The following is a 19,926-nucleotide window of genomic DNA, read 5'->3' as shown; positions in this document are numbered from 1 at the left end:
TATGAACAATGATTCCAATAGTGCTTCTAATGCTAAAATTAATAATGAACCAGTAGCAAAAGTTTCATCGAAAGCAATTGTTAAAAATGAAGGTACTAAACCGGTGAATGAGGTCAATAAAAAATTATCGTTAAAAGCTGAGTTTGTAGGAGATTGTTGGATTCAAGTTTTAAGTGATAATAAGGTTGTTTTTGAAGGAATGGCTAAAAATAAAGATAAATTTGAATGGTTAGCAGAAAATGAATTTAGCCTCAAAATAGGTAATGCTGGTGCCGTAAAACTTAATTTAAATGATAAGGATTTAGGTTCTTTAGGAAAGAATGGCGAAGTAATAGATAAAACTTTTACTAAAGATAAGATAAATTAAACTAGGAGATTTTTAATGAGTGATTTTTTACCCATAAGTAAAGAAGATATGGAAAAAAGAGGCTGGGAGCAACTTGACTTTTTATTTGTCAGTGGAGATGCTTATGTTGATCATCCTAGCTTTGGTCCGGCAATAATCTGTAGAATTTTAGAAAAAATGGGATTTAAAGTTGGTATTATTAGTCAACCGGATTGGCGATCAACTCATGATTTTAAAAAACTAGGTAAACCAAAACTAGGAATCTTAGTATCAGCTGGTAATATGGATTCAATGTTGAATAAATTTACTGCGGCAAAAAAATTTCGTAGTACTGATAACTATTCTCCTGGAGGAAAACCGGAAATGCGTCCGGAACGTGCAACAATAGTTTATTGCAATAGAATCAGGGAAATATGGAAGAAGACTCCGCTAATAATTGGCGGAATTGAAGCGAGTTTAAGGAGATTTGCTCACTATGACTATTGGTCAGATAAGGTGAGACGATCTATCTTAATTGACAGTAGAGCAGACTTATTAATATATGGAATGGGCGAGAAACAAATAAAAGAAATTGCATTGAACTTGTCTAACGGTGTAGATGTTAAAGACTTAACTAATATTAATGGAACATGTTATTTAACTAGTACGCTTGACGGTATTGACAACTATGTACTTACACCTACGAATGAAGAAGTTATAGAAAGTAAGCCTAAGTTTGCCCAAGCTTTTAAGATTCAGTATCAAGAGCAAGATCCATTGCGCGGGCAAAAAGTAGTTCAGAAATCAGGTGATGTGTTTTTAGTACAAAATCCACCTGCGCTGCCTTTGACAACCAGTGAAATGGATGAAATTTATGACTTACCATATCAACGGACATATCATCCAAGCTATGAAGAACTTGGTGGTGTACCAGCTATTGAAGAAATTAAATTTAGTATTGTCGGTCAACGAGGTTGTTTTGGTGGTTGTAGCTTTTGTGCATTAGTTTCGCACCAAGGGCGAATAATTCAAAGTCGAAGCAGTGATTCTATTATAAAGGAAGCAAAATTACTGACGACAATGGATGATTTTAAAGGTTATATTCATGATGTTGGAGGTCCGACCGCAAATTTTCGTCAACCATCGTGCAAGAAGCAGTTAATGGAAGGAACTTGTAAAAACAGACAATGTTTATTCCCTAATCCTTGTAATAAATTAGAAGCTGATCATAAAGAATATATTTCATTATTAAGAAAACTGAGAAATTTACCAAAAGTAAAAAAAGTTTTTATCAGATCAGGTATTAGATATGACTACTTATTAGCTGCAAAGGATAATTTTTTGCAGGAGTTATGTGAACATCATGTTAGTGGACAATTAAAAGTGGCACCGGAGCATGTTTCTAGTGAAGTTACAACGCTAATGGGTAAACCAGGAAAAGATGTTTATATAAAATTTGCCGAATCATTTAAAAAAATGAATGAAAAGATCGGTAAAAAACAATATTTAGTACCTTACTTTATGTCAAGTCATCCTGGTGCTAATTTAAAGCAAGCAATAGAAATCGCTGAATTTATTAGAGATTTAAATTATCGTCCGGAGCAAGTTCAAGATTTTATTCCTACTCCGGGTAGTTTATCAACTTGTATGTATTATACGGGGATCAACCCTTTAACGGGAGCAAAGGTGTATGTTGCAAAAGGTGCTTACGAGAAAAAAATGCAAAGAGCGTTGTTACAATATCGTGATCCTAAAAATTATGATATTGTATATGAAGCTTTAAAAAAAGCGCATAGATTGGATTTAGTAGGGTTTGGCAAAAATTGCTTAATTCGCCCTAGAGCCAAAGATAATAATAGCAAGATTAATATTACAAAAAGTAAAAAAAATTCTAAAAAGCGGTAATTGTTAGATGTATTTATCTTGCTTTTGCAGTATAATAAGAATTGGATTTTTGAAATAGCACTTTTAGGACGTTAATAGCTTTTGATAAAGACAGGAGAGTGTATTTTGTGAATAAAGAAAGTATTAGAGTTGCAATAGCTGATGATAATCGTTGTTTTGTTAGTATTATTGAAGAATTTCTAAATGAACAGGATGATATTGAGGTTGTAGGTGTTGCATATGATGGTGAAGAGATTTTAGATTTAATCGCTAAGAAAGAGCCGGATGTTGTTATTTTAGATATTATAATGCCACACCTTGATGGAATTGGTGTTCTTGAAAAATTAAACATTACTCCTGAATTAAAACGTCCTAAAATTATAATGCTTTCGGCAATTGGCAAGGAGATAACAACACAAAGAGTTGTAGAATTAGGTGCTGACTACTATATTTTAAAGCCTTTTAATATGAATGTTATTGTTAGTAGAATCAGACAAGTAGTTAATAATACTAGTGAATTAGGAATGAAAACTAATAGTACGGCTAACAGCGTTAGTACTATTACCAAACCGCATTCGATTGATGTAGAGGTAACTAATATTATCAGAGAAATTGGTATTCCAGCACACATTAAAGGCTATCAATACTTGCGTGATGCGATTATGATGATTGTTAACGAAATTGAATTATTAGGGGCTGTTACAAAAATTCTTTATCCGATGATTGCAGAAAAACATGTTACGACCCCAAGTAGAGTTGAACGAGCAATTAGACATGCAATTGAAGTTGCGTGGGCGCGAGGTAATACAGATACTATTAACAAGATTTTTGGCTTTACTGTTAAATTTGAAAAAGGCAAGCCGACCAATTCGGAATTTATGGCGATGATAGCTGACAAGTTAAGAATGGAAATGAAAAGTTAATAATATTACTATATAAAGCTCAAATACATTGCAGTATTTGAGCTTTATATAGTAATTTCTTTTATTTTATTGCAAGTTTGCAAAAACGTTTATATAATAAAAACATTGCGTGGTATCAACAGTGAAAGGGTTTTAAGATGTTTAAGCGGATTTTATATTTAACTTTGATTATATTTAATATTTATTTACCGGTATATGCAATGCCAGTAACAGACATAACAGCAAAGTCCTTTGTGTTGATAGAGGCTAAGACTGGAAAAATAATTTTTGAACGAGATGCTGAAAAAATGATGTATCCGGCCAGTACAACTAAGATGATGACGTTAATTGTAGCACTAGAAAATAGCAAATTAGATGAAATTGTTACGGCCAGCACTGTAGCATCACAAACTGAAGGGTCAACATTGTGGCTCGCACCGGGCGAACAACTTAGTATGAGGGATATGTTATATGGAATAATTTTAGTATCAGGAAATGATGCTACTGTTGCTGTTGCAGAGCATATTGCAGGAAGTGTAACTGATTTCGCAAAATTGATGAATAAGAAAGCAAAAGAAATTGGTGCTAATAATACGCACTTTGTTAATTCTAGTGGATTACCTGATCCTGAGCATTTTTCTACTGCTTATGATTTAGCAAAAATAGCAGCATACGGGTATAAAAATCCTCAATTTACTGAAATTGTTGGAACAAATCATAAAATAATACCGTGGGCAGGAAAAGAATTTAATCGAGAATTATTTAATGAAAATAGAATTTTAAGTTTAGTAGATGGTGGGAATGGTGTTAAAACTGGTTATACGTCATTAGCGGGGCGATGTTTAGTTTCAGGAGCTAATCGCAATGGAGTACAATTAATAGCGGTGGTACTTGATAGTGAAAGAATGTGGGATGATTCTATCAAGCTTTTAAATAGTGGCTTTGAAAAAATTAATACAAAGAAAGTTTTTAACAAAGGTGAGATTGTTAAAAATTTAAAAATTAAAGAAGGCTATGCCGATAATGTTAATGTTGTTGCTAATGAGGATGTACTACTACCGATAATTAATAATGAGCAAGAGGCTTATAATATCGTTGTTGAGGTGCCTCCAACTGTAAAGGCACCGATTAAAAAGGGCGAAAAAGTTGGGAGTATTAATGTTTTTTATGGCGACAAAAGCATTGAACAGATTGACTTGTTGGCAAATGAAAATGTAGAAAAAAAATCATTTATATTGACTATTTTCAACTCGTTATCATTCTTATTTGATAATGTGAGAAAGGCAATATAAACTTTAAGGAGAAATATATTGGAACGTTTACAAAAGATAATTAGTAAAGCTGGACTTGCTTCAAGACGAGAAGCAGAGAAAATGATAGTCGAAGGAAGAGTTAGTGTAAATGGAAAAGTTGTCACTGAACTTGGAACTAAAATTGACATAAAAAAAGATAAAGTTTTTGTTGATAATAAAAAAATTGCGATAGAAAATATGGTTTATTTAATTTTACATAAACCTAAAGGAATAGTAACCACACTGAAGGATGAGAAAGGTCGAATGACCGTTATCGATTTGATAAAGGATGTACCGGAAAGAGTTTATCCGGTTGGTAGATTAGATTATAATACTGAAGGATTATTAATTTTAACCAATGATGGTGAGTTAACTAATAAATTAATTCATCCTAGCTTTAAAATCTATAAAACGTATATTGCCAAGGTGAAAGGAATTCCGGCAGAGGAAAAACTTGATATTTTAAGAGTAGGGGTTAGGCTGGAAGATGGAATTACCGCGCCTGCTAAAGTTAATATAATCGAAATTGATAAAAGTACTGATAGTGCTAAAATAGAGATCGTTATTCACGAAGGGAAAAATCGTCAAGTTAGAAGAATGTTTGAAGCGATTGGCTGTCCGGTTAGAAGCTTGAAACGCATAAAGTTTGCTTCACTTAATCTTGATGGATTAGCGCGTGGTAAATATCGTTATTTATCGGAAAATGAAATTGAAGCGTTACAGAGAATGAAATAGATATTTTAAGGAGACTTTATGGGCAATAATGTTATTGTAATTGGTGCTGGTGCCGCCGGAATGATGGCGGCAATTATTGCGGCTGAAAATGGAGCAAGTGTGACCATTCTTGAGAAAATGCCACGGGTCGGTAAAAAGCTGTTAATTACCGGAAAAGGTCGTTGTAATATAACAAATATTGCAGATATTAAGGAATTAATAAAGAATATGCATGGTAATGGGAGTTTTCTGTATAGTTCTTTCCATAATTTCAGTAATAATGATTTGATAGATTTTTTTGAAAATTTAGGAGTTAAAACAAAGGTTGAACGTGGCGGTAGAGTTTTTCCGGAGAGCGACAAAGCTATTGATGTTGTCGATGCCTTACTAAGAAAAATGGATAGCTTGGAGATAAGAATTTTAAAAGATGTAGCTGTCAAAAATATTATCAAGGAAGATAATAAAGTTACTGCGGTAGTAGATAAAAAAGGTTTAGTGTATCAAGCAGATAAGATTATTGTTGCAACCGGAGGGGCTTCATATCCAGCAACAGGTTCAAGTGGTGATGGCTATGTAATTGCCGAAAAATTAGGACATACTATTACTCCGATAAAACCATCTTTAGTTCCGTTAGAAACAGAAGAAGATTGGGTGAAAATTGCTCAAGGTTTATCACTTAAAAATGTAAAAGCAAGTATTATCGTAGATGATAAAAAAGTAGCAGAAGATTTTGGAGAAATGTTATTTACGCATTATGGAGTATCAGGGCCAATTATTTTATCACTAAGTAAAATTGTTGCTGAAAACCTAACTGAGAATAAAATAGTGGAACTTGCAATAAATTTAAAACCAGCTCTTAGTTTTGAAAAACTTCATAATCGAGTACAACGAGACTTTGAAAAATTTTCAAAAAAGCAAATAAAGAATGCCTTAAATGAGTTGTTACCAAGTAAATTGATTGATATTATTATTGATTTATCATATATTAATCCAGATAAAATGATTAATCAGATAACTAAGGAAGAAAGATTGCGGCTAGTTGAGCAAATTATGGATTTAAGATTAACAATTACTAAAACTAGACCGGTAGCTGAAGCGATAGTAACAGCCGGTGGCGTTAGCATTAAAGAAATTAACCCTAAAACTATGGAATCAAAAATAATAGAAGGGTTGTATTTCGCCGGAGAAATTGTTGATGTTGATGGTTATACTGGCGGTTACAATTTACAAGCTGCTTTTTCCATGGGATATATTGCTGGAAAAGCTGTAGCAATGCAATAAAATATTTATAGAGGTGCTAAAATGAGAGATAATTTAGAAGTTAATGCTGTTAAAGGTTTACAAGGAGAAATTTTTATTCCTGGTGATAAATCAATATCACATCGCAGTGTAATGTTTTCTAGTTTAGGTGATAAAGCTGTTACAATTAAAAACTTTTTAAATTCTCAGGATTGCTTATCAACAGTTTCTTGTATGGAAGCGTTAGGCGTAAAAATTGAAAAAATAAATGACAATGAGTTAGTTGTCCATGGTGTTGGGATAAATGGCTTAAAAGAACCGGAAAATGTTTTAGATGCAGGAAACTCAGGAACAACCTTACGCTTGTTAATGGGGATGTTGTCAGCGCAAAACTTTTTTGTAACTTTTACAGGCGATGACTCTTTAAGAAAAAGACCAATGGCTAGAGTTATTAAACCTCTTTCTAAAATGGGAGCACAGTTTGTTTCTCGTGAAAACTCTCGGTTATTACCATTAGCAATATTGCCAGTAGAACAGATAAAAGCAATTAATTATGAAATGCCGATGGCTAGTGCACAAGTAAAATCTGCGATATTATTAGCAGGGATGTATGCCGATAGTAAGACTATTGTTACGGAACCATATGTTTCAAGAGATCATACTGAAAAAATGTTTGAAACTTTTGGTGTTGAACTTTATAAAGAGGGAACAAGTGTTGGCATCCAAAAAGTTGAACAGTTAATTTCGCCAGAGACCTTAGAAGTTCCTGGAGATATTAGTTCAGCGGCGTTTTGGCTAGTGGCGGCTAGCATTATTCCCAATAGTAACCTTACTCTAAAAAATGTTGGCGTAAATAAAACTCGAACTGGCATAATTGATGTTTTACTAAATATGGGTGCTGATATTAAGGTTGTTAATGAAAGAATGAGTGGCAAAGAGCCGATGGCAGACTTAATTGTAAAATCGGCAAAATTAAAAGGAACTAGCTTTGGAGCAGAAATAATGCCGAGATTAATTGATGAAATTCCTGTCATTGCGGTGGCTGCAATGTTTGCTGAGGGCAAAACCATTATTACCGGAGCTGAGGAGTTAAGAGTTAAAGAAACCGATAGATTAAGTGCTGTAGTAAACGAGTTTTCAAAAATGGGTGGAAATATTGTTGGCACAGAAGATGGATTGATTATTGAGGGGACAGGAAAATTAAATAAAGCCAACTGCTATTCTTACCACGATCATCGTATTGCTATGGCATTAGCCGTAGCAGGAGCAGCGGCTGAGGGCGTAAATATTGAAAATCCGGATTGTGTTTGTATCTCTTATCCTACTTTTTATCAAACTTTAGAAAAAATTAAATGTAATTGAGGTTAACATGAAGAATTTAGTGATTGCAATTGATGGACCGGCAGGAGCCGGAAAGAGTACTGTCGCTCAGTTAGTTGCACAACAGTTAGAATATTTATATATTGATACTGGAGCAATGTATCGTGCGATAGCGTATTTGTCATTACACTCCCAAATAGGTATTTTAACAGCAATTGATAATATAAAATTATCTTTGACATATGTTGATGGAATAACAAAAGTGTATTTAAACGATGAAAATATTACGGAAGAAATTAGAACACCAGAAGTTACTAAGTTGGTTTCAAGTATTGCTCAAGAACCTAAGGTTCGTGAAAAGTTAATCGCAATCCAAAGAGAAATGGCGAAAAATGGAAGAGTTGTAATGGATGGTCGTGATATTTGTTCTAATGTTTTGCCAAATGCTGATGTTAAAATTTTTTTAACAGCCTCTATTGCCGAGCGAGCACGTAGAAGATGGCTTGAGTTATCAAAAAAGGGCTATGATATTGATCTAGCGCAAATTCAGCAGGAAATAGCTGCTCGAGATAAAATGGATATGGAGCGTGAAATTGCACCATTACAGCAAGCGCCTGATGCAATTTTATTGGACACTACAGCCTTAAGTATTGAAGAAGCTGTTGCTGAAATTATAAAACTCTGCCAATAAGGAGATAAAATGTATAATATAGGAGTTATTTTATTCAAATTTATTTTTAAAAATTTTTTCAAGTGCCAAATTGTTGGCGTTGAAAATATCCCTAGTACTAAAGGGGTAATTATTGCCGCAAATCATATTAGTTTATGGGATCCACCGCTTATTGGTACTTTTTTGCCCCGAAAAATTAATTTTATGGCCAAAGAAGAGTTGTTTGACATTCCAATAATTGGCTATATTATCAAAAGGTTAAATGCTTTTCCGGTTAAAAGGGGAACGGCAGATCGAGTTGCTATAAAAAAAGCAATTAGCTTATTAAAAAGTGGAGAGTGCTTAGGTTTATTTCCCGAAGGGACAAGAAGTAAAGATGGAAAACTGGGCGAAGCTGAAGCTGGAATGGCATTAATTGCTATAAAAGCTGATGTACCGGTAGTTCCCACAGCAGTAATAATTAAAAAAAATAAATTCTGGGGTAATGAAATAAAGCTTATATTTGGAAAACCGATAAAATATCAACCTAATGAAGACGGCAAAATTGTAATGCAAGAATTTACTGATGAAATCATGAGAGAAATTGGCAAATTAATGTCGCGATAAGTTTTAAGTTGATTATTTTTATATTAAAACGAATTTCGTTGACATAGTTTTATTGTTTTTGTTATCATTAGTTGAAGATAAGTTACAAAGACAAGTTTATGTATTATGAAAAGGGATATGCTCGGAGCTAGTAAAAAAAACTAACCCGGATAGAGAAAAGACCCGGGTGGGAAATTTTGTGTAGTATAATATACAAAATAGCCTGCCCGGTTATTATTTTTGCATTTTAAAATTATCCTTTAATGGAAAAATATGAATTATTGTCTAAAGCTTAAGTGAAAAAATTAACCAAATAAAATTTATTATATAATAGGGAGATGTAGTGAATGAAAGTTTGTATTTTAATGGGAAGCGACTCTGACTGGCCGATTTTAAGACCGGCTGCTGATTTTTTAGAAGGGGTGGGTGTTGAGACTGAAGTTGTTGTTGCTTCAGCACATCGTACGCCGGCTAAAGTTCATGATATTGTTAGCACAGCAAGTGAAAGAGGCGTTAATCTCTTTATTGCGGCTGCTGGAGCAGCAGCTCACTTAGCGGGTGTTGTTGCAAGTTTAACAACATTACCGGTTATTGGAGTACCTATTAATGCAACACCTTTAAACGGTATGGATGCACTATTAAGCATGGTTCAAATGCCATCTGGTATTCCGGTTGGTGTAATGGCAGTAAATGGTGCGAAAAATGCCGGTATTTTTGCTGCACAAATACTATCAATTTCTGATAAAGAATTACAGGGTAAATTAGCGAAACAACGTGAAAAAATGGTTGACGAAGTTGAGGCAAAAGCAGCTAAAGTTTCGGCAATGATTAATGATAAATAATATTTTTTGGAGGGGTTTCTAATGAAAAAAGAAATGTTGTATGAAGGTAAAGCAAAACAAATATTTGCTACTGATAACCAAGATGAAGTTTTAGTATATTACAAAGATGATGCAACTGCTGGCAATGGTGCTAAAAAAGGCACTATTTTAAATAAAGGTATTATGAATAATAAAATATCATCTTTTTTCTTTAAATTATTAAAAGAAAATGGTGTGGAAAGTCATTTTATTGATATGCCAAGTGATCGTGAAATGTTAGTTAAATCATTGGAAATTATTCAAGTAGAAGTTGTAACAAGAAATATTGCAGCCGGTAGCTTAGCAAAAAGATTAGGCTGGGCTGAAGGGACTAAATTACCGAATACTGTTGTTGAACTTTATTATAAAAACGATGATTTAGGAGATCCGATTATTAATGATTTCCATGTTGCAGCATTAAATTTAGCAACACCAGAACAAGTTGCTGAAATGGAAAGTATCGCTTTAAAAGTTAATGAAGTATTAACACAATATTTAAAAACAAAAGATATTGAATTAATTGATTTTAAATTAGAATTTGGTTTACATAAAGGAATGGTATTGTTAGGTGATGAGATTTCTCCTGACACTTGCCGATTCTGGGATAGTAAAACCGGTGAAAAACTAGATAAAGATAGATTCCGTCGTGACCTTGGAAACATTGAAGATGCCTATAAAGAAGTACTACATAGATTAACAGGAGAGGTTATATGCTAGATTTAGAACTGGATAAGTTAAAAGAAGAGTGCGGAGTTTTTGGAATATATTCTCGTGAAGATGATGTCGCACTTAATACTTATTTAGGCTTATATGCATTGCAGCATAGAGGTCAGGAAAGTGCTGGCATTGCAATTACAGACGGTTCCTGGATGGATGTTCACAGAGGTATGGGTTTAGTAAATGAAGTTTTTCGTCATCAATTACCGCATATGGATGGACAGTATATTGCAATTGGTCATGTTCGGTACTCAACTACCGGATCAAGTTTATTAGCAAATACACAACCGCTAATGGTTAATTATTCTGGCGGTAAGATTAGTTTGGCTCATAATGGGAATTTGACTAATGCTCATGAAATTAGAGCTGAATTGGAAGATTGCGGAACGGTTTTCCAAACAACGATTGATTCAGAAGTGTTTGTTAATTTGATTGCTCGCTCACGCAAACAATGTGTTGAAGATAAAATTGTCGAAAGTTTAAATAAAATAAAAGGTGCATACTGTCTCACAATCATGACGGAAGACAAACTAATTGGGGCAAGAGATCCTCAAGGCTTTAGACCGCTTTGTTTAGGGAAACTTGACTCAGGGTATGTTCTTTCATCAGAGTCGTGTGCGTTAGATACTATTGGCGCTGAATTTGTTAGAGATATTGAACCAGGTGAAATGGTTGTTATTGATGACAATGGTGTTAAGTCTATAATGTTTGCTGAAAATATTGCTAAAGCGGCCTGTGTTTTTGAATATATTTATTTTGCAAGACCAGACAGTGTCATTGATGGACAAAGTGTTCATGCTGCTCGTTTTGAAATGGGAAAAATGCTAGCTAGAGAAAGTAAGTTTACTGGCGATATTGTTATTTCTGTGCCAGATTCAGGAACAACAGCGGCTATTGGGTTTAGTGCAGAATCAGGGATACCATTTTGTGAAGGGTTGATGAAAAATCGTTATATTGGCAGAACTTTTATTCAGCCATCTCAAAAGAAACGTGATAATAGCGTTAAGCTAAAATTAAATGCAGTGAAATCAGTGGTTGAAGGCAAGTCTGTTATTATGGTTGATGATTCTATTGTTAGAGGAACAACCAGTGGGAAAATTGTAAAAATGTTAAAAGCGGCTGGAGCTACTGCCGTACACATGTGTATTAGCTCACCTCCAATAATTTATCCTTGTTATTATGGAATTGATACATCTATTCGCAAAGAGCTTATTGCGGCAACAAAAACTGTTGAAGAAATCAGAGAATATATCGGAGCGGATTCACTACACTTTTTATCAATTGATGGATTAATGAAATCTGTTAATAAAATTAATAGTGACGACCTGTGCTTCGCTTGTTTTAATAGTGATTATCGCGGTGGCACACCATGTGAAGAAGATGGTAATGATTCTGCAAAATACATGTTTGAAAAGAGAAAAGATAATCAATGTAAATGCTAAATTTAAGACTCCTCTGTAAAAAGCGGAGTCTTAATCTGCTATTGTAATTTGATTAATTTTAGGAGGATTTCAATGAGTTTAGAAAATAAAGATAACAAGCAATTGACATATCGTGATGCCGGTGTTGATATTGATGCTGGAAATCATGCTGTATCATTAATGAAAAATCATGTTAAAGCTACTTATCGCCCAGAAGTTTTAGGTGATTTAGGCGGATTTGGGGGGTTATTTGCTCTAAATACAAAATATAAAGAGCCGGTGTTGGTTTCAGGTACTGATGGTGTCGGAACTAAGTTACGCTTAGCGTTTATGTTAGATAAACATGATACAATTGGTCAAGATGCAGTGGCGATGTGCGTAAATGATATTTTGGTACAAGGTGCTGAGCCTTTATTCTTTTTAGATTATTTGGCGGTAGGAAAATTAGAACCAGAAAAAGTTGCTGATATTGTTAGTGGGGTAGCGAAAGCTTGTAAAGAATCTGGCTGTGCACTAATTGGTGGGGAAACTGCAGAAATGGCAGGCTTTTATCCTGATGGCGAATATGATATTGCTGGTTTTTCAGTCGGGGTTGTAGAAAAAGAAAATATTATTACCGGTGAAAAAATTAAACCGGGCAATGTTATTATTGGGTTACCATCTTCAGGGGTTCATTCTAATGGTTACTCTCTAGTTAGAAAAATTTGTTTTGATTTAAAAGGTTTTAATGGGTCTGAGTTTATTCCGGAACTTGATAAAACTATTGGTGAAGAACTATTAACACCGACTAGATTATATCCAAAGGTTTGTCTACCGTTGATTGAAAAATTTGATATTTTTGGAATGGTTCATATTACCGGGGGCGGTTTTTATGACAATATTCCGCGTGTTTTACCGAAAAATTGTGGTGCGGAAATTGATACTAATGCTTGGGCAAGACCAACAATTTTCAACTTGTTAAAAGAGTGGGGTAATGTTGCTTGGCCTGAAATGTATCGCACTTTTAATATGGGTATTGGTATGATTTTAGTTGTAGCAGAAGATGCTGTAGAAGAAATACAAGCATTTTTAGCAGAACAAAATGAACAAAGCTTTATTATCGGAAAAGTTACAGCAGGAGAACAGGAGGTTGTCCTAAAAGGGGGCGCTTTTGATGATGCAAAATAATGTAATTGGTGTGTTAGCATCCGGTAGAGGAAGTAATCTGCAGGCAATAATTGAAGCGATAAACAAAGGACTCTTAAATGTCGAAATTGGCGTTGTAATATCTGATAAACCTAATGCGAAGGCACTTGATATTGCCACAGAAAACAATATTATAGCTATTTGTGTTGATCGTAAAGAATGCAGTAATCAACAAGACTTTGAAGAAAAAATTGTTGTAGCATTAAAAAAACATAATGTTTCATTAGTTGTTTTAGCAGGCTTTATGAGAATATTAAGTCCGTATTTTATACAAGAATTTAAAGAAAAAATAATTAATATTCACCCTTCGTTATTACCATCTTTTCCAGGGAAAAATGCGCATGAACAAGTTATAGCTTATGGCGCAAAGGTTTCTGGGTGCACTATTCATTTTGTTGATGAAGGAATGGATAGTGGACCAATCATTTTACAAGAATCAATACCGGTTCTTGATAATGATACCGAAGACTCTCTAGCAAAAAGAATTCTTTATTTAGAGCATACGCTTTATCCAAAAGCGATTTCTTTAGTGATGGAAAATAAATTAAAGATAATTGGTCGAAAAGTAATTATAAAAGAATAGGTAGGGATGAAAATGAAGATAAAACGCGCACTTATTAGTGTATCAGATAAAACAGGCTTAGTTGAATTTGCTCAAAAACTACATGCTGCCGGCGTTGATATTATATCAACTGGTGGTACGATGAAAACATTAAAAGAAGCTGGAATTCCAGTAACATACGTTAGCGAAGTAACAGGTTTTCCGGAAATAATGGATGGTAGAGTCAAAACTTTAAATCCTTATATTCATGGTGGTATTTTAGCGATTCGCGATAACCAAGATCATATTGCGGCGATGGAAAAACATAATATTACTGGTATTGATATGGTTGTAGTTAATCTATATCCTTTCCGTGATACTATTAAAAAACCTGATGTTAATTTAGCATTGGCAATTGAAAATATTGATATTGGTGGTCCGGCGATGATTAGAGCTGCGGCTAAAAATTTTAAATATGTAACAGTTGTTGTTAATCCTGACCGTTATAATGAAATTGCAGCTCAATTAGCTTCAGCTGAAGGAATTACTGAAAAATTAAGAATGAGCTTATCTAAAGAAGCTTTTGGTCATACTGCTGAATATGATGCTTGTATTAATCAATATTTAAGTAAGGAATTAGGCGAAGGTCAGTTCCCGGAAACAGTTCATGTTGTTTTGGAGAAAGTTCAAGATTTACGTTATGGTGAAAATCCTCATCAAAATGCCGCATTTTATCGCGAAAAATTTAATGATGGAATTGGTGTTGCTAATGCTAAACAATTACATGGCAAAGAATTATCCTTTAACAATATTGTTGATGTAGAAGCAGCTTATGCTATTGTTGCTGAATTTGAACAACCGGCTGCAACAATTATCAAACATACTAACCCATGTGGTACTGGAATCGGTAGCAATATTCTTGATGCTTATACGAAAGCTTATGATGCTGACCCGGTTTCTGCTTTTGGAGGAATTGTTGCACTTAATAGAGCTGTTGACAAAGCTACTGCTGAAAAAATTGGTGCAATTTTTATTGAAGCAGTAATAGCTCCAAGTTACGCTGTTGAAGCCATTGAAATCTTGACACAAAAGAAAAATATTAGATTATTAACGTTAGATATGCCAGAAAGTGGTCGTGATAAATGTCTTGATACCAAAAAAGTTTCAGGTGGAATGTTGCTACAAGAAGCTGATACTGAAGATGCACTGATAGAAAATATGAAAGTTGTTACTAAACGCCAGCCATCAAAAGAAGAGTGGCAACAATTATTATTAGCATGGAAAGTTGTTAAACATGTTAAATCAAATGCGATTGTTGTAGCCGGTGACAATCAAACTTATGGTGTAGGTGCGGGTCAAATGAATCGAGTTGGTTCTGCGGCAATTGCGTTGGAGCAAGCTGGAGAGAAAGCTAAAGGAGCAGTATTATCATCAGATGCCTTCTTCCCATTTAGAGATAGTGTTGATACAGCTGCTAAAGCAGGGATAACGGCTATTATTCAGCCAGGTGGTTCAGTACGCGATGAAGAATCAATTCAAGCGGCAGATGAGCATGGTATTGCAATGGTATTTACAAATATGAGACACTTTAAACATTAAAAATAGGGGTGGCAGTGTGAAAGTTTTAATAATTGGTAGTGGCGGTCGTGAACATACTTTAGCATGGAAAGTATCGCAAAACTCAAAAGTGGAAAAAATATATGCAATTCCAGGTAATCCTGGCATTGCATTGTTAGCAGATTGTATTAACCTTGATATTAATAATAATCAAGAAATTGTAAAATTTGCACTAGATAATAAAATAGACTTGACTATTGTTGGCCCTGAAGTTCCGCTTACTAATGGTTTGGTAGATGAACTTGCTGAAGTTGGGTTAAAAGCGTTTGGTCCAACTAAAGTTGCGGCTGAAATTGAAGGTTCGAAAGCTTTTTCAAAATGGTTAATGAAAAAATATGATATCCCAACAGCACGGTTTGAGGTTTTTGAAGAAGCGGAACTTGCTAAAAAATATGTCAATGAATTAGGTGCACCAATAGTTATTAAAGCTGATGGTTTGGCTGCCGGCAAAGGTGTTATTATTGCACAAACAATAGCGGAAGCGACTGAAGCAATTGATAGCATTATGTGCGACAAAGCTTTTGGTAGTGCTGGTCATAAAGTAGTTATTGAAGAATTTTTAGTAGGGGAAGAAGCTTCAATTTTAACCTTTACTGATGGTGAAACAATTGTACCAATGATTTCAGCGCAAGATCATAAAAGAATTTTTGATAATGATGAAGGTTTAAATACTGGTGGCATGGGTACTTATGCCCCAGCCCCAATTATTACGGCTGAATTATTAGCAGAAGTTCAAAAAACAATTTTAAATCCAACTATTATGGCAATGAAGGCCGAAAGCCGTAAGTACTGCGGGTGCTTATATGCTGGCTTAATTATTACTGCCGAGGGGCCTAAAGTAATCGAATTTAATGCTCGCTTTGGTGATCCGGAAACGCAAGTTGTTTTACCATTACTAGATAGCGATTTAGTGGAGATTATGTTAGCTTGTATTGATGGCAAGTTGGCAGATTGCAACATTTTATGGAAAAATGGTGCTGCTGTTTGTGTAGTAATGTCAGCTGGTGGGTATCCTGGTGAATACAAAAAAGGTGATTTAATTACAGGGATTGACGCAGCGGAAGCTGCTGGGACGTTAGTGTTTCATGCTGGTACAGCAAAAACCCCAGAAGGCTTTACTACTAATGGCGGAAGAGTCCTTGGGGTTACAGCTTATGATACTGATATTAAAGCGGCGGTTCAAAAAGCTTATGCTGGAGTTGAAAAAATTAATTTTGAAGGCAGACATTATCGCAAAGATATTGCACAAAGAGCGTTACAGCGTTTAAAATAATATTTTTTAATGTAAAACACCCTTGAAAAAAGGGTGTTTTACATTGTATGCAGCTATTGTAAGTAATTAGAAATTATTTATTTGTAATGTATAATTGAATTTGCTATAATTAATTCAAACAAGAGGTATTTGCAAGACTATATTAATTCTGGAGGTTGTTATCATGGATAATAAAAAAGTAGAAAAATTTGGTATTGGTACAGTTCGTATTGCTGATGAAGTTGTGGGTACTATTGCAGGTTTAGCAGCAACTGAAGTTAATGGTATTGCAGGTATGAGTGGCGGATTAGTTGGCGGAATTGCTGAAATGCTTGGCAAAAAGAATTTTTCTAAAGGTGTTAAAGTGGAAGTTGGAGAAAAAGAAGCGGCAGTAGACTTATATATAATTGTAGAGTATGGCGTTAGGATTCCTGATATTGCTTTAACAGTTCAAGAAAAGGTTAAATCGGCAATTGAAAATATGACTGGCTTAGAAGTGGTAGAAGTAAATGTTCATGTCCAAGGTGTTGGCTTTGTAAGTGAAGAAGTTGAAGATGTAAGAGTTCGTTAGGATGTGAGTTTTTTAGATGACAATCATTAAAAAAATCATTTTAATGGTGTTTACACTATTTATTATGGTTGAGGCAGGTAGCATTTTATTTGTTTATACTGGAGTTTTACCCATTGACTTGTTATGGTCAAACTTTTTATATTTACTTAATGGCTGGGAACTGCTAATTTCAGCAGTGTTAACTTTGATTATTTCTTTTGGACTATTTTTTAGTTTTTTTTCTTCAACATCAGAGCAGTCTAAAGATGCATTAATATTATTTTCGGAGTTTGGAAAAGTTAATATTGCATTAGATGGACTTAAAAATATGTTGGAGAAGTTAATAAAACATATTAGTGGCATCAAAGAAGTGAAAGTAAAAATTAAAAATGTTAAACTAAAGAAAAATGAGTCTGATACACTGAAAATTAGTGTTAAATTGGTTGTTAGTCCTGAGTGTAATGTTGTTGATATTTCTGATAAAATCCAGACTAAAATCAGAACTTCATTAAAAGATATTGTGGGAATTAGTGATGTTGATATTGACGTTTTTGTAGTTAATATTTCTAATGTGACGATACAAAAAAGTCGGGTCGTTTAGTCTGAAAAGAGGAGAAAGTTATGAATTGGGAATATTTCAAAGAGGTTTGGCAACAGCATTGCGGTAAAATAACAGGGGCTTTCTTTGGTGTTTTAATGGCGATAATGATAATTTTATTTGGCTTTTTTAACACTTTATTTATTGCTATTTGTGGTTTTATCGGTTATATCTTAGGACGTAAATTTGATAAAAGTGAAGACTTTATGGAAATACTACAAAAAATATTACCTAATAATTTTTGGCGTTAAAAAGATAAACCTTTAAGGTTATTCCTTAAAGGTTTATCTTATGAAAGTGTAATGAGAAAAGAGGAACATGTATGAGTCGGAGAAAAGCTCGAGAGATTGCGTTGCAAGCATTATTTCAATTTGATTTTACAAAAAATGATGATGAAAATTTAATTGAGATGTTAATAAAAGAAACTAAAGGATTGAATCAACAATCAATTTTATTTACTAGGGAAATTATAAAGGGAACAATTGCTAATCTTGAGGCGATTGATGCAACTATTAAAACGGTTTCTAATGATTGGAAAATAGAGCGTATGGCTGCTGTTGATCGTAATATTGTAAGAATGGCAGTATATGAATTGAAATTTAATTCAGAAGATACTGCTCCCAAAATTATCATAAATGAAGCTATTGAGATAGCAAAGATTTTTGGCTCTGATGAATCAAGTCGCTTTGTCAATGGAATTTTAGGGGCTTTGATAAAAAAGGATAAATGATCTAATAGAAACTAGACGTTTGCTCTAGTTTTTTTTTATATGTTATTATAAGATAAAACATAATAAGGAGGAGCATTTTGAGCATTCAAAGTGTAACTGAAATAACAAAATATATAAAAAGTTGTTTTGATAATAATGAAATACTACAAAGAGTACTAATAAAAGGTGAAGTTTCAAATTTTAAAAAACATTTTTCTGGTCATTGTTATTTAACCTTAAAAGACAATAGTGCTAGTATTAAGGCTGTAATGTTTAAAGGTAATGCTCAATTTTTAAAATTCATTCCACAAAATGGGATGGAAGTTGTAGCTAGTGGTTATGTTACTGTTTTTGAAAGAGACGGACAGTATCAGCTTTATATTGAAAGTTTATTTGCTGAAGGCATTGGTGAAATAGCGTTAGCCTATAATAGATTAAAAGAACAATTCACTAAAGAAGGGCTTTTTGACCTGAAATATAAGAAAAAATTACCGTTTTTACCACAGAAAATTGGCGTTATTACTTCGGCTACGGGTGCAGTAATAAAGGATATTATGAAAGTATTAAAAGCAAGATGTCAATCTACTGCAATTTGTTTATACCCCGTTCAAGTTCAAGGAAATGAAGCACCACAGCAAATTATTAAAGCGTTAGAAATCTTTAATACAAAATTTCCGGTCGACTTAATTATTGTGGCAAGGGGTGGCGGTTCAATTGAAGATTTAGCGGCCTTTAATGACGAAAAACTGGTAAGAGCAATTTTTAAATCTAAAATCCCTACTATTTCGGCGGTTGGTCATGAAACTGATTTTACCTTAACAGATTTTGTTGCAGATGTTCGAGCAGCTACACCTTCTAATGCTGCTGAAATTGCTGTCCCTGATGTCAAAGAATTGTCGCGCTATATTAATAGTTTAGAAAAAAACTTACAAATGATAGCAGAAAAAAATATCAAAGATAAAAAAAATAAATTAAATTTATTGCTTGAAAATAATTATTTTAAATATCCGCTAAAAAGTATCGAAGAAAAAAGATTATTACTTGATCGACAATTAGAAAAAATAACAACAATTAAAGATAAAATTATTACTGATTATAAAAATAATATTACTAATGATTTGGAAAAGTTGAGTATTTTAAATCCTTTAAATATTTTACAACGCGGATATTCAATCATTAATGATGAAAAAACAGGTGAAATTATAAAGAGTAAAGAACGAATTTTAGATAATCAAATGATAAAAATTACTTTTAAAGATGGTTGTGTTTTGGGAAAAATAATAAAAAAATAGTAGGTGGAAAAATAAATGGGTAAGAAAAAGAATACTTTTGAAAATAATATGGAGCAATTGGAGCTAATAATTAAAGAATTAGAACAAGGCAATGTTTCATTAGAAGATATGGTGAAAAAATACGGTGAAGGTATGATGTTAGCAAAAAACTGCATTGAAAAATTAGAAATAGCAGAGCAGGAAATTGATATAATCTTAAAAGAAGATAAAACTGGATTGGTGCAAAATAAATTAAATTTTAGTGAGGAATAAC

Annotated in this window: 22 protein-coding genes; all 22 read left to right on the top strand. The window is 33.6% G+C overall.

Features of this window, described 5'->3' with window-relative positions; genetic code table 11:
• On the top strand, positions 1 to 367 hold a 367-nt coding region (locus tag KBI38_02880), incomplete at its 5' end, for a DUF4115 domain-containing protein (protein MBP8629009.1).
• A 15-nt stretch (positions 368 to 382) separates the two neighbouring features.
• Positions 383 to 2,230: a YgiQ family radical SAM protein gene (locus tag KBI38_02875; GenBank protein MBP8629008.1), complete on the top strand. Its 1,848-nt coding sequence runs from the start codon at positions 383 to 385 to the stop codon at positions 2,228 to 2,230.
• Positions 2,231 to 2,337: 107 nt separating this feature from the next.
• On the top strand, positions 2,338 to 3,132 hold the full coding sequence (spo0A, locus tag KBI38_02870) for a sporulation transcription factor Spo0A (protein MBP8629007.1): 795 nt from the start codon (positions 2,338 to 2,340) through the stop codon (positions 3,130 to 3,132).
• Between the two features lie 137 nt (positions 3,133 to 3,269).
• Positions 3,270 to 4,403: a D-alanyl-D-alanine carboxypeptidase gene (locus KBI38_02865; GenBank protein MBP8629006.1), complete on the top strand. Its 1,134-nt coding sequence runs from the start codon at positions 3,270 to 3,272 to the stop codon at positions 4,401 to 4,403.
• 18 nt (positions 4,404 to 4,421) lie between these two features.
• Positions 4,422 to 5,138, top strand: coding sequence for an rRNA pseudouridine synthase (locus tag KBI38_02860; GenBank protein MBP8629005.1), 717 nt, complete (start codon positions 4,422 to 4,424; stop codon positions 5,136 to 5,138).
• A gap of 18 nt (positions 5,139 to 5,156) precedes the next feature.
• Entirely contained in the window at positions 5,157 to 6,398 is a 1,242-nt protein-coding gene (locus tag KBI38_02855) for an NAD(P)/FAD-dependent oxidoreductase (GenBank protein ID MBP8629004.1), read from the top strand.
• 21 nt (positions 6,399 to 6,419) lie between these two features.
• Positions 6,420 to 7,718: a 3-phosphoshikimate 1-carboxyvinyltransferase gene (gene aroA / locus KBI38_02850; protein MBP8629003.1), complete on the top strand. Its 1,299-nt coding sequence runs from the start codon at positions 6,420 to 6,422 to the stop codon at positions 7,716 to 7,718.
• A gap of 7 nt (positions 7,719 to 7,725) precedes the next feature.
• Entirely contained in the window at positions 7,726 to 8,367 is a 642-nt protein-coding gene (locus tag KBI38_02845) for a (d)CMP kinase (GenBank protein MBP8629002.1), read from the top strand.
• A 9-nt stretch (positions 8,368 to 8,376) separates the two neighbouring features.
• A complete protein-coding gene (locus tag KBI38_02840; GenBank protein MBP8629001.1) occupies positions 8,377 to 8,952 on the top strand; it encodes a 1-acyl-sn-glycerol-3-phosphate acyltransferase in 576 nt (191 codons plus the stop codon).
• Positions 8,953 to 9,278: 326 nt separating this feature from the next.
• On the top strand, positions 9,279 to 9,773 hold the full coding sequence (purE, locus tag KBI38_02835) for a 5-(carboxyamino)imidazole ribonucleotide mutase (GenBank protein MBP8629000.1): 495 nt from the start codon (positions 9,279 to 9,281) through the stop codon (positions 9,771 to 9,773).
• 21 nt (positions 9,774 to 9,794) lie between these two features.
• Positions 9,795 to 10,508: a phosphoribosylaminoimidazolesuccinocarboxamide synthase gene (locus tag KBI38_02830; protein MBP8628999.1), complete on the top strand. Its 714-nt coding sequence runs from the start codon at positions 9,795 to 9,797 to the stop codon at positions 10,506 to 10,508.
• Positions 10,502 to 11,950: an amidophosphoribosyltransferase gene (locus KBI38_02825; GenBank protein ID MBP8628998.1), complete on the top strand. Its 1,449-nt coding sequence runs from the start codon at positions 10,502 to 10,504 to the stop codon at positions 11,948 to 11,950. Before KBI38_02830 ends, KBI38_02825 begins: the two co-directional genes overlap by 7 nt.
• Before the next feature lie 72 nt (positions 11,951 to 12,022).
• Positions 12,023 to 13,096, top strand: a complete 1,074-nt coding sequence (locus tag KBI38_02820; GenBank protein MBP8628997.1) for a phosphoribosylformylglycinamidine cyclo-ligase — start codon at positions 12,023 to 12,025, stop codon at positions 13,094 to 13,096.
• Positions 13,086 to 13,697, top strand: coding sequence for a phosphoribosylglycinamide formyltransferase (locus tag KBI38_02815; GenBank protein ID MBP8628996.1), 612 nt, complete (start codon positions 13,086 to 13,088; stop codon positions 13,695 to 13,697). Before KBI38_02820 ends, KBI38_02815 begins: the two co-directional genes overlap by 11 nt.
• A 12-nt stretch (positions 13,698 to 13,709) precedes the next feature.
• A complete protein-coding gene (gene purH / locus KBI38_02810; GenBank protein ID MBP8628995.1) occupies positions 13,710 to 15,254 on the top strand; it encodes a bifunctional phosphoribosylaminoimidazolecarboxamide formyltransferase/IMP cyclohydrolase in 1,545 nt (514 codons plus the stop codon).
• A 16-nt stretch (positions 15,255 to 15,270) separates the two neighbouring features.
• Positions 15,271 to 16,545: a phosphoribosylamine--glycine ligase gene (purD, locus tag KBI38_02805; GenBank protein MBP8628994.1), complete on the top strand. Its 1,275-nt coding sequence runs from the start codon at positions 15,271 to 15,273 to the stop codon at positions 16,543 to 16,545.
• A gap of 163 nt (positions 16,546 to 16,708) precedes the next feature.
• Positions 16,709 to 17,095, top strand: coding sequence for an Asp23/Gls24 family envelope stress response protein (locus tag KBI38_02800; GenBank protein ID MBP8628993.1), 387 nt, complete (start codon positions 16,709 to 16,711; stop codon positions 17,093 to 17,095).
• A 16-nt stretch (positions 17,096 to 17,111) separates the two neighbouring features.
• On the top strand, positions 17,112 to 17,675 hold the full coding sequence (gene amaP / locus KBI38_02795; GenBank protein MBP8628992.1) for an alkaline shock response membrane anchor protein AmaP: 564 nt from the start codon (positions 17,112 to 17,114) through the stop codon (positions 17,673 to 17,675).
• A gap of 20 nt (positions 17,676 to 17,695) precedes the next feature.
• On the top strand, positions 17,696 to 17,923 hold the full coding sequence (locus tag KBI38_02790; protein MBP8628991.1) for a DUF2273 domain-containing protein: 228 nt from the start codon (positions 17,696 to 17,698) through the stop codon (positions 17,921 to 17,923).
• A gap of 71 nt (positions 17,924 to 17,994) precedes the next feature.
• Positions 17,995 to 18,402 (top strand): transcription antitermination factor NusB, encoded by a 408-nt coding sequence (nusB, locus tag KBI38_02785; GenBank protein ID MBP8628990.1) that lies wholly within the window; start codon positions 17,995 to 17,997, stop codon positions 18,400 to 18,402.
• Positions 18,403 to 18,476: 74 nt separating this feature from the next.
• The gene (locus KBI38_02780; protein MBP8628989.1) at positions 18,477 to 19,673 is read left to right on the top strand and encodes an exodeoxyribonuclease VII large subunit; all 1,197 of its coding nucleotides are present in this window, start codon (positions 18,477 to 18,479) and stop codon (positions 19,671 to 19,673) included.
• Positions 19,674 to 19,688: 15 nt separating this feature from the next.
• Positions 19,689 to 19,925, top strand: coding sequence for an exodeoxyribonuclease VII small subunit (xseB, locus tag KBI38_02775; GenBank protein MBP8628988.1), 237 nt, complete (start codon positions 19,689 to 19,691; stop codon positions 19,923 to 19,925).
• The last annotated feature ends 1 nt before the right edge of the window (position 19,926 follow it).

The sequence above is a fragment of the Negativicutes bacterium genome (assembly GCA_018052945.1).
Classification (GTDB): domain Bacteria; phylum Bacillota; class Negativicutes; order JAGPMH01; family JAGPMH01; genus JAGPMH01.
The sequence above is the reverse complement of the archived record's forward strand: the minus strand, read 5'-3'. Positions and strand labels throughout refer to the sequence as shown.

Bases quoted from the DNA above. Each gene is read 5' to 3' on its own strand.
- KBI38_02840 (MBP8629001.1), top strand. From the start codon at position 8,377: ATGTATAATATAGGAGTTATTTTATTCAAATTTATTTTTAAAAATTTT.
- KBI38_02790 (MBP8628991.1), top strand. From the start codon at position 17,696: ATGAATTGGGAATATTTCAAAGAGGTTTGGCAACAGCATTGCGGTAAA.
- KBI38_02855 (MBP8629004.1), top strand. From the start codon at position 5,157: ATGGGCAATAATGTTATTGTAATTGGTGCTGGTGCCGCCGGAATGATG.
- KBI38_02820 (MBP8628997.1), top strand. From the start codon at position 12,023: ATGAGTTTAGAAAATAAAGATAACAAGCAATTGACATATCGTGATGCC.
- purH (MBP8628995.1), top strand. From the start codon at position 13,710: ATGAAGATAAAACGCGCACTTATTAGTGTATCAGATAAAACAGGCTTA.
- amaP (MBP8628992.1), top strand. From the start codon at position 17,112: ATGACAATCATTAAAAAAATCATTTTAATGGTGTTTACACTATTTATT.
- KBI38_02830 (MBP8628999.1), top strand. From the start codon at position 9,795: ATGAAAAAAGAAATGTTGTATGAAGGTAAAGCAAAACAAATATTTGCT.
- KBI38_02800 (MBP8628993.1), top strand. From the start codon at position 16,709: ATGGATAATAAAAAAGTAGAAAAATTTGGTATTGGTACAGTTCGTATT.
- purE (MBP8629000.1), top strand. From the start codon at position 9,279: ATGAAAGTTTGTATTTTAATGGGAAGCGACTCTGACTGGCCGATTTTA.
- KBI38_02815 (MBP8628996.1), top strand. From the start codon at position 13,086: ATGCAAAATAATGTAATTGGTGTGTTAGCATCCGGTAGAGGAAGTAAT.
- KBI38_02825 (MBP8628998.1), top strand. From the start codon at position 10,502: ATGCTAGATTTAGAACTGGATAAGTTAAAAGAAGAGTGCGGAGTTTTT.
- aroA (MBP8629003.1), top strand. From the start codon at position 6,420: ATGAGAGATAATTTAGAAGTTAATGCTGTTAAAGGTTTACAAGGAGAA.
- xseB (MBP8628988.1), top strand. From the start codon at position 19,689: ATGGGTAAGAAAAAGAATACTTTTGAAAATAATATGGAGCAATTGGAG.
- nusB (MBP8628990.1), top strand. From the start codon at position 17,995: ATGAGTCGGAGAAAAGCTCGAGAGATTGCGTTGCAAGCATTATTTCAA.
- KBI38_02875 (MBP8629008.1), top strand. From the start codon at position 383: ATGAGTGATTTTTTACCCATAAGTAAAGAAGATATGGAAAAAAGAGGC.
- KBI38_02865 (MBP8629006.1), top strand. From the start codon at position 3,270: ATGTTTAAGCGGATTTTATATTTAACTTTGATTATATTTAATATTTAT.
- KBI38_02845 (MBP8629002.1), top strand. From the start codon at position 7,726: ATGAAGAATTTAGTGATTGCAATTGATGGACCGGCAGGAGCCGGAAAG.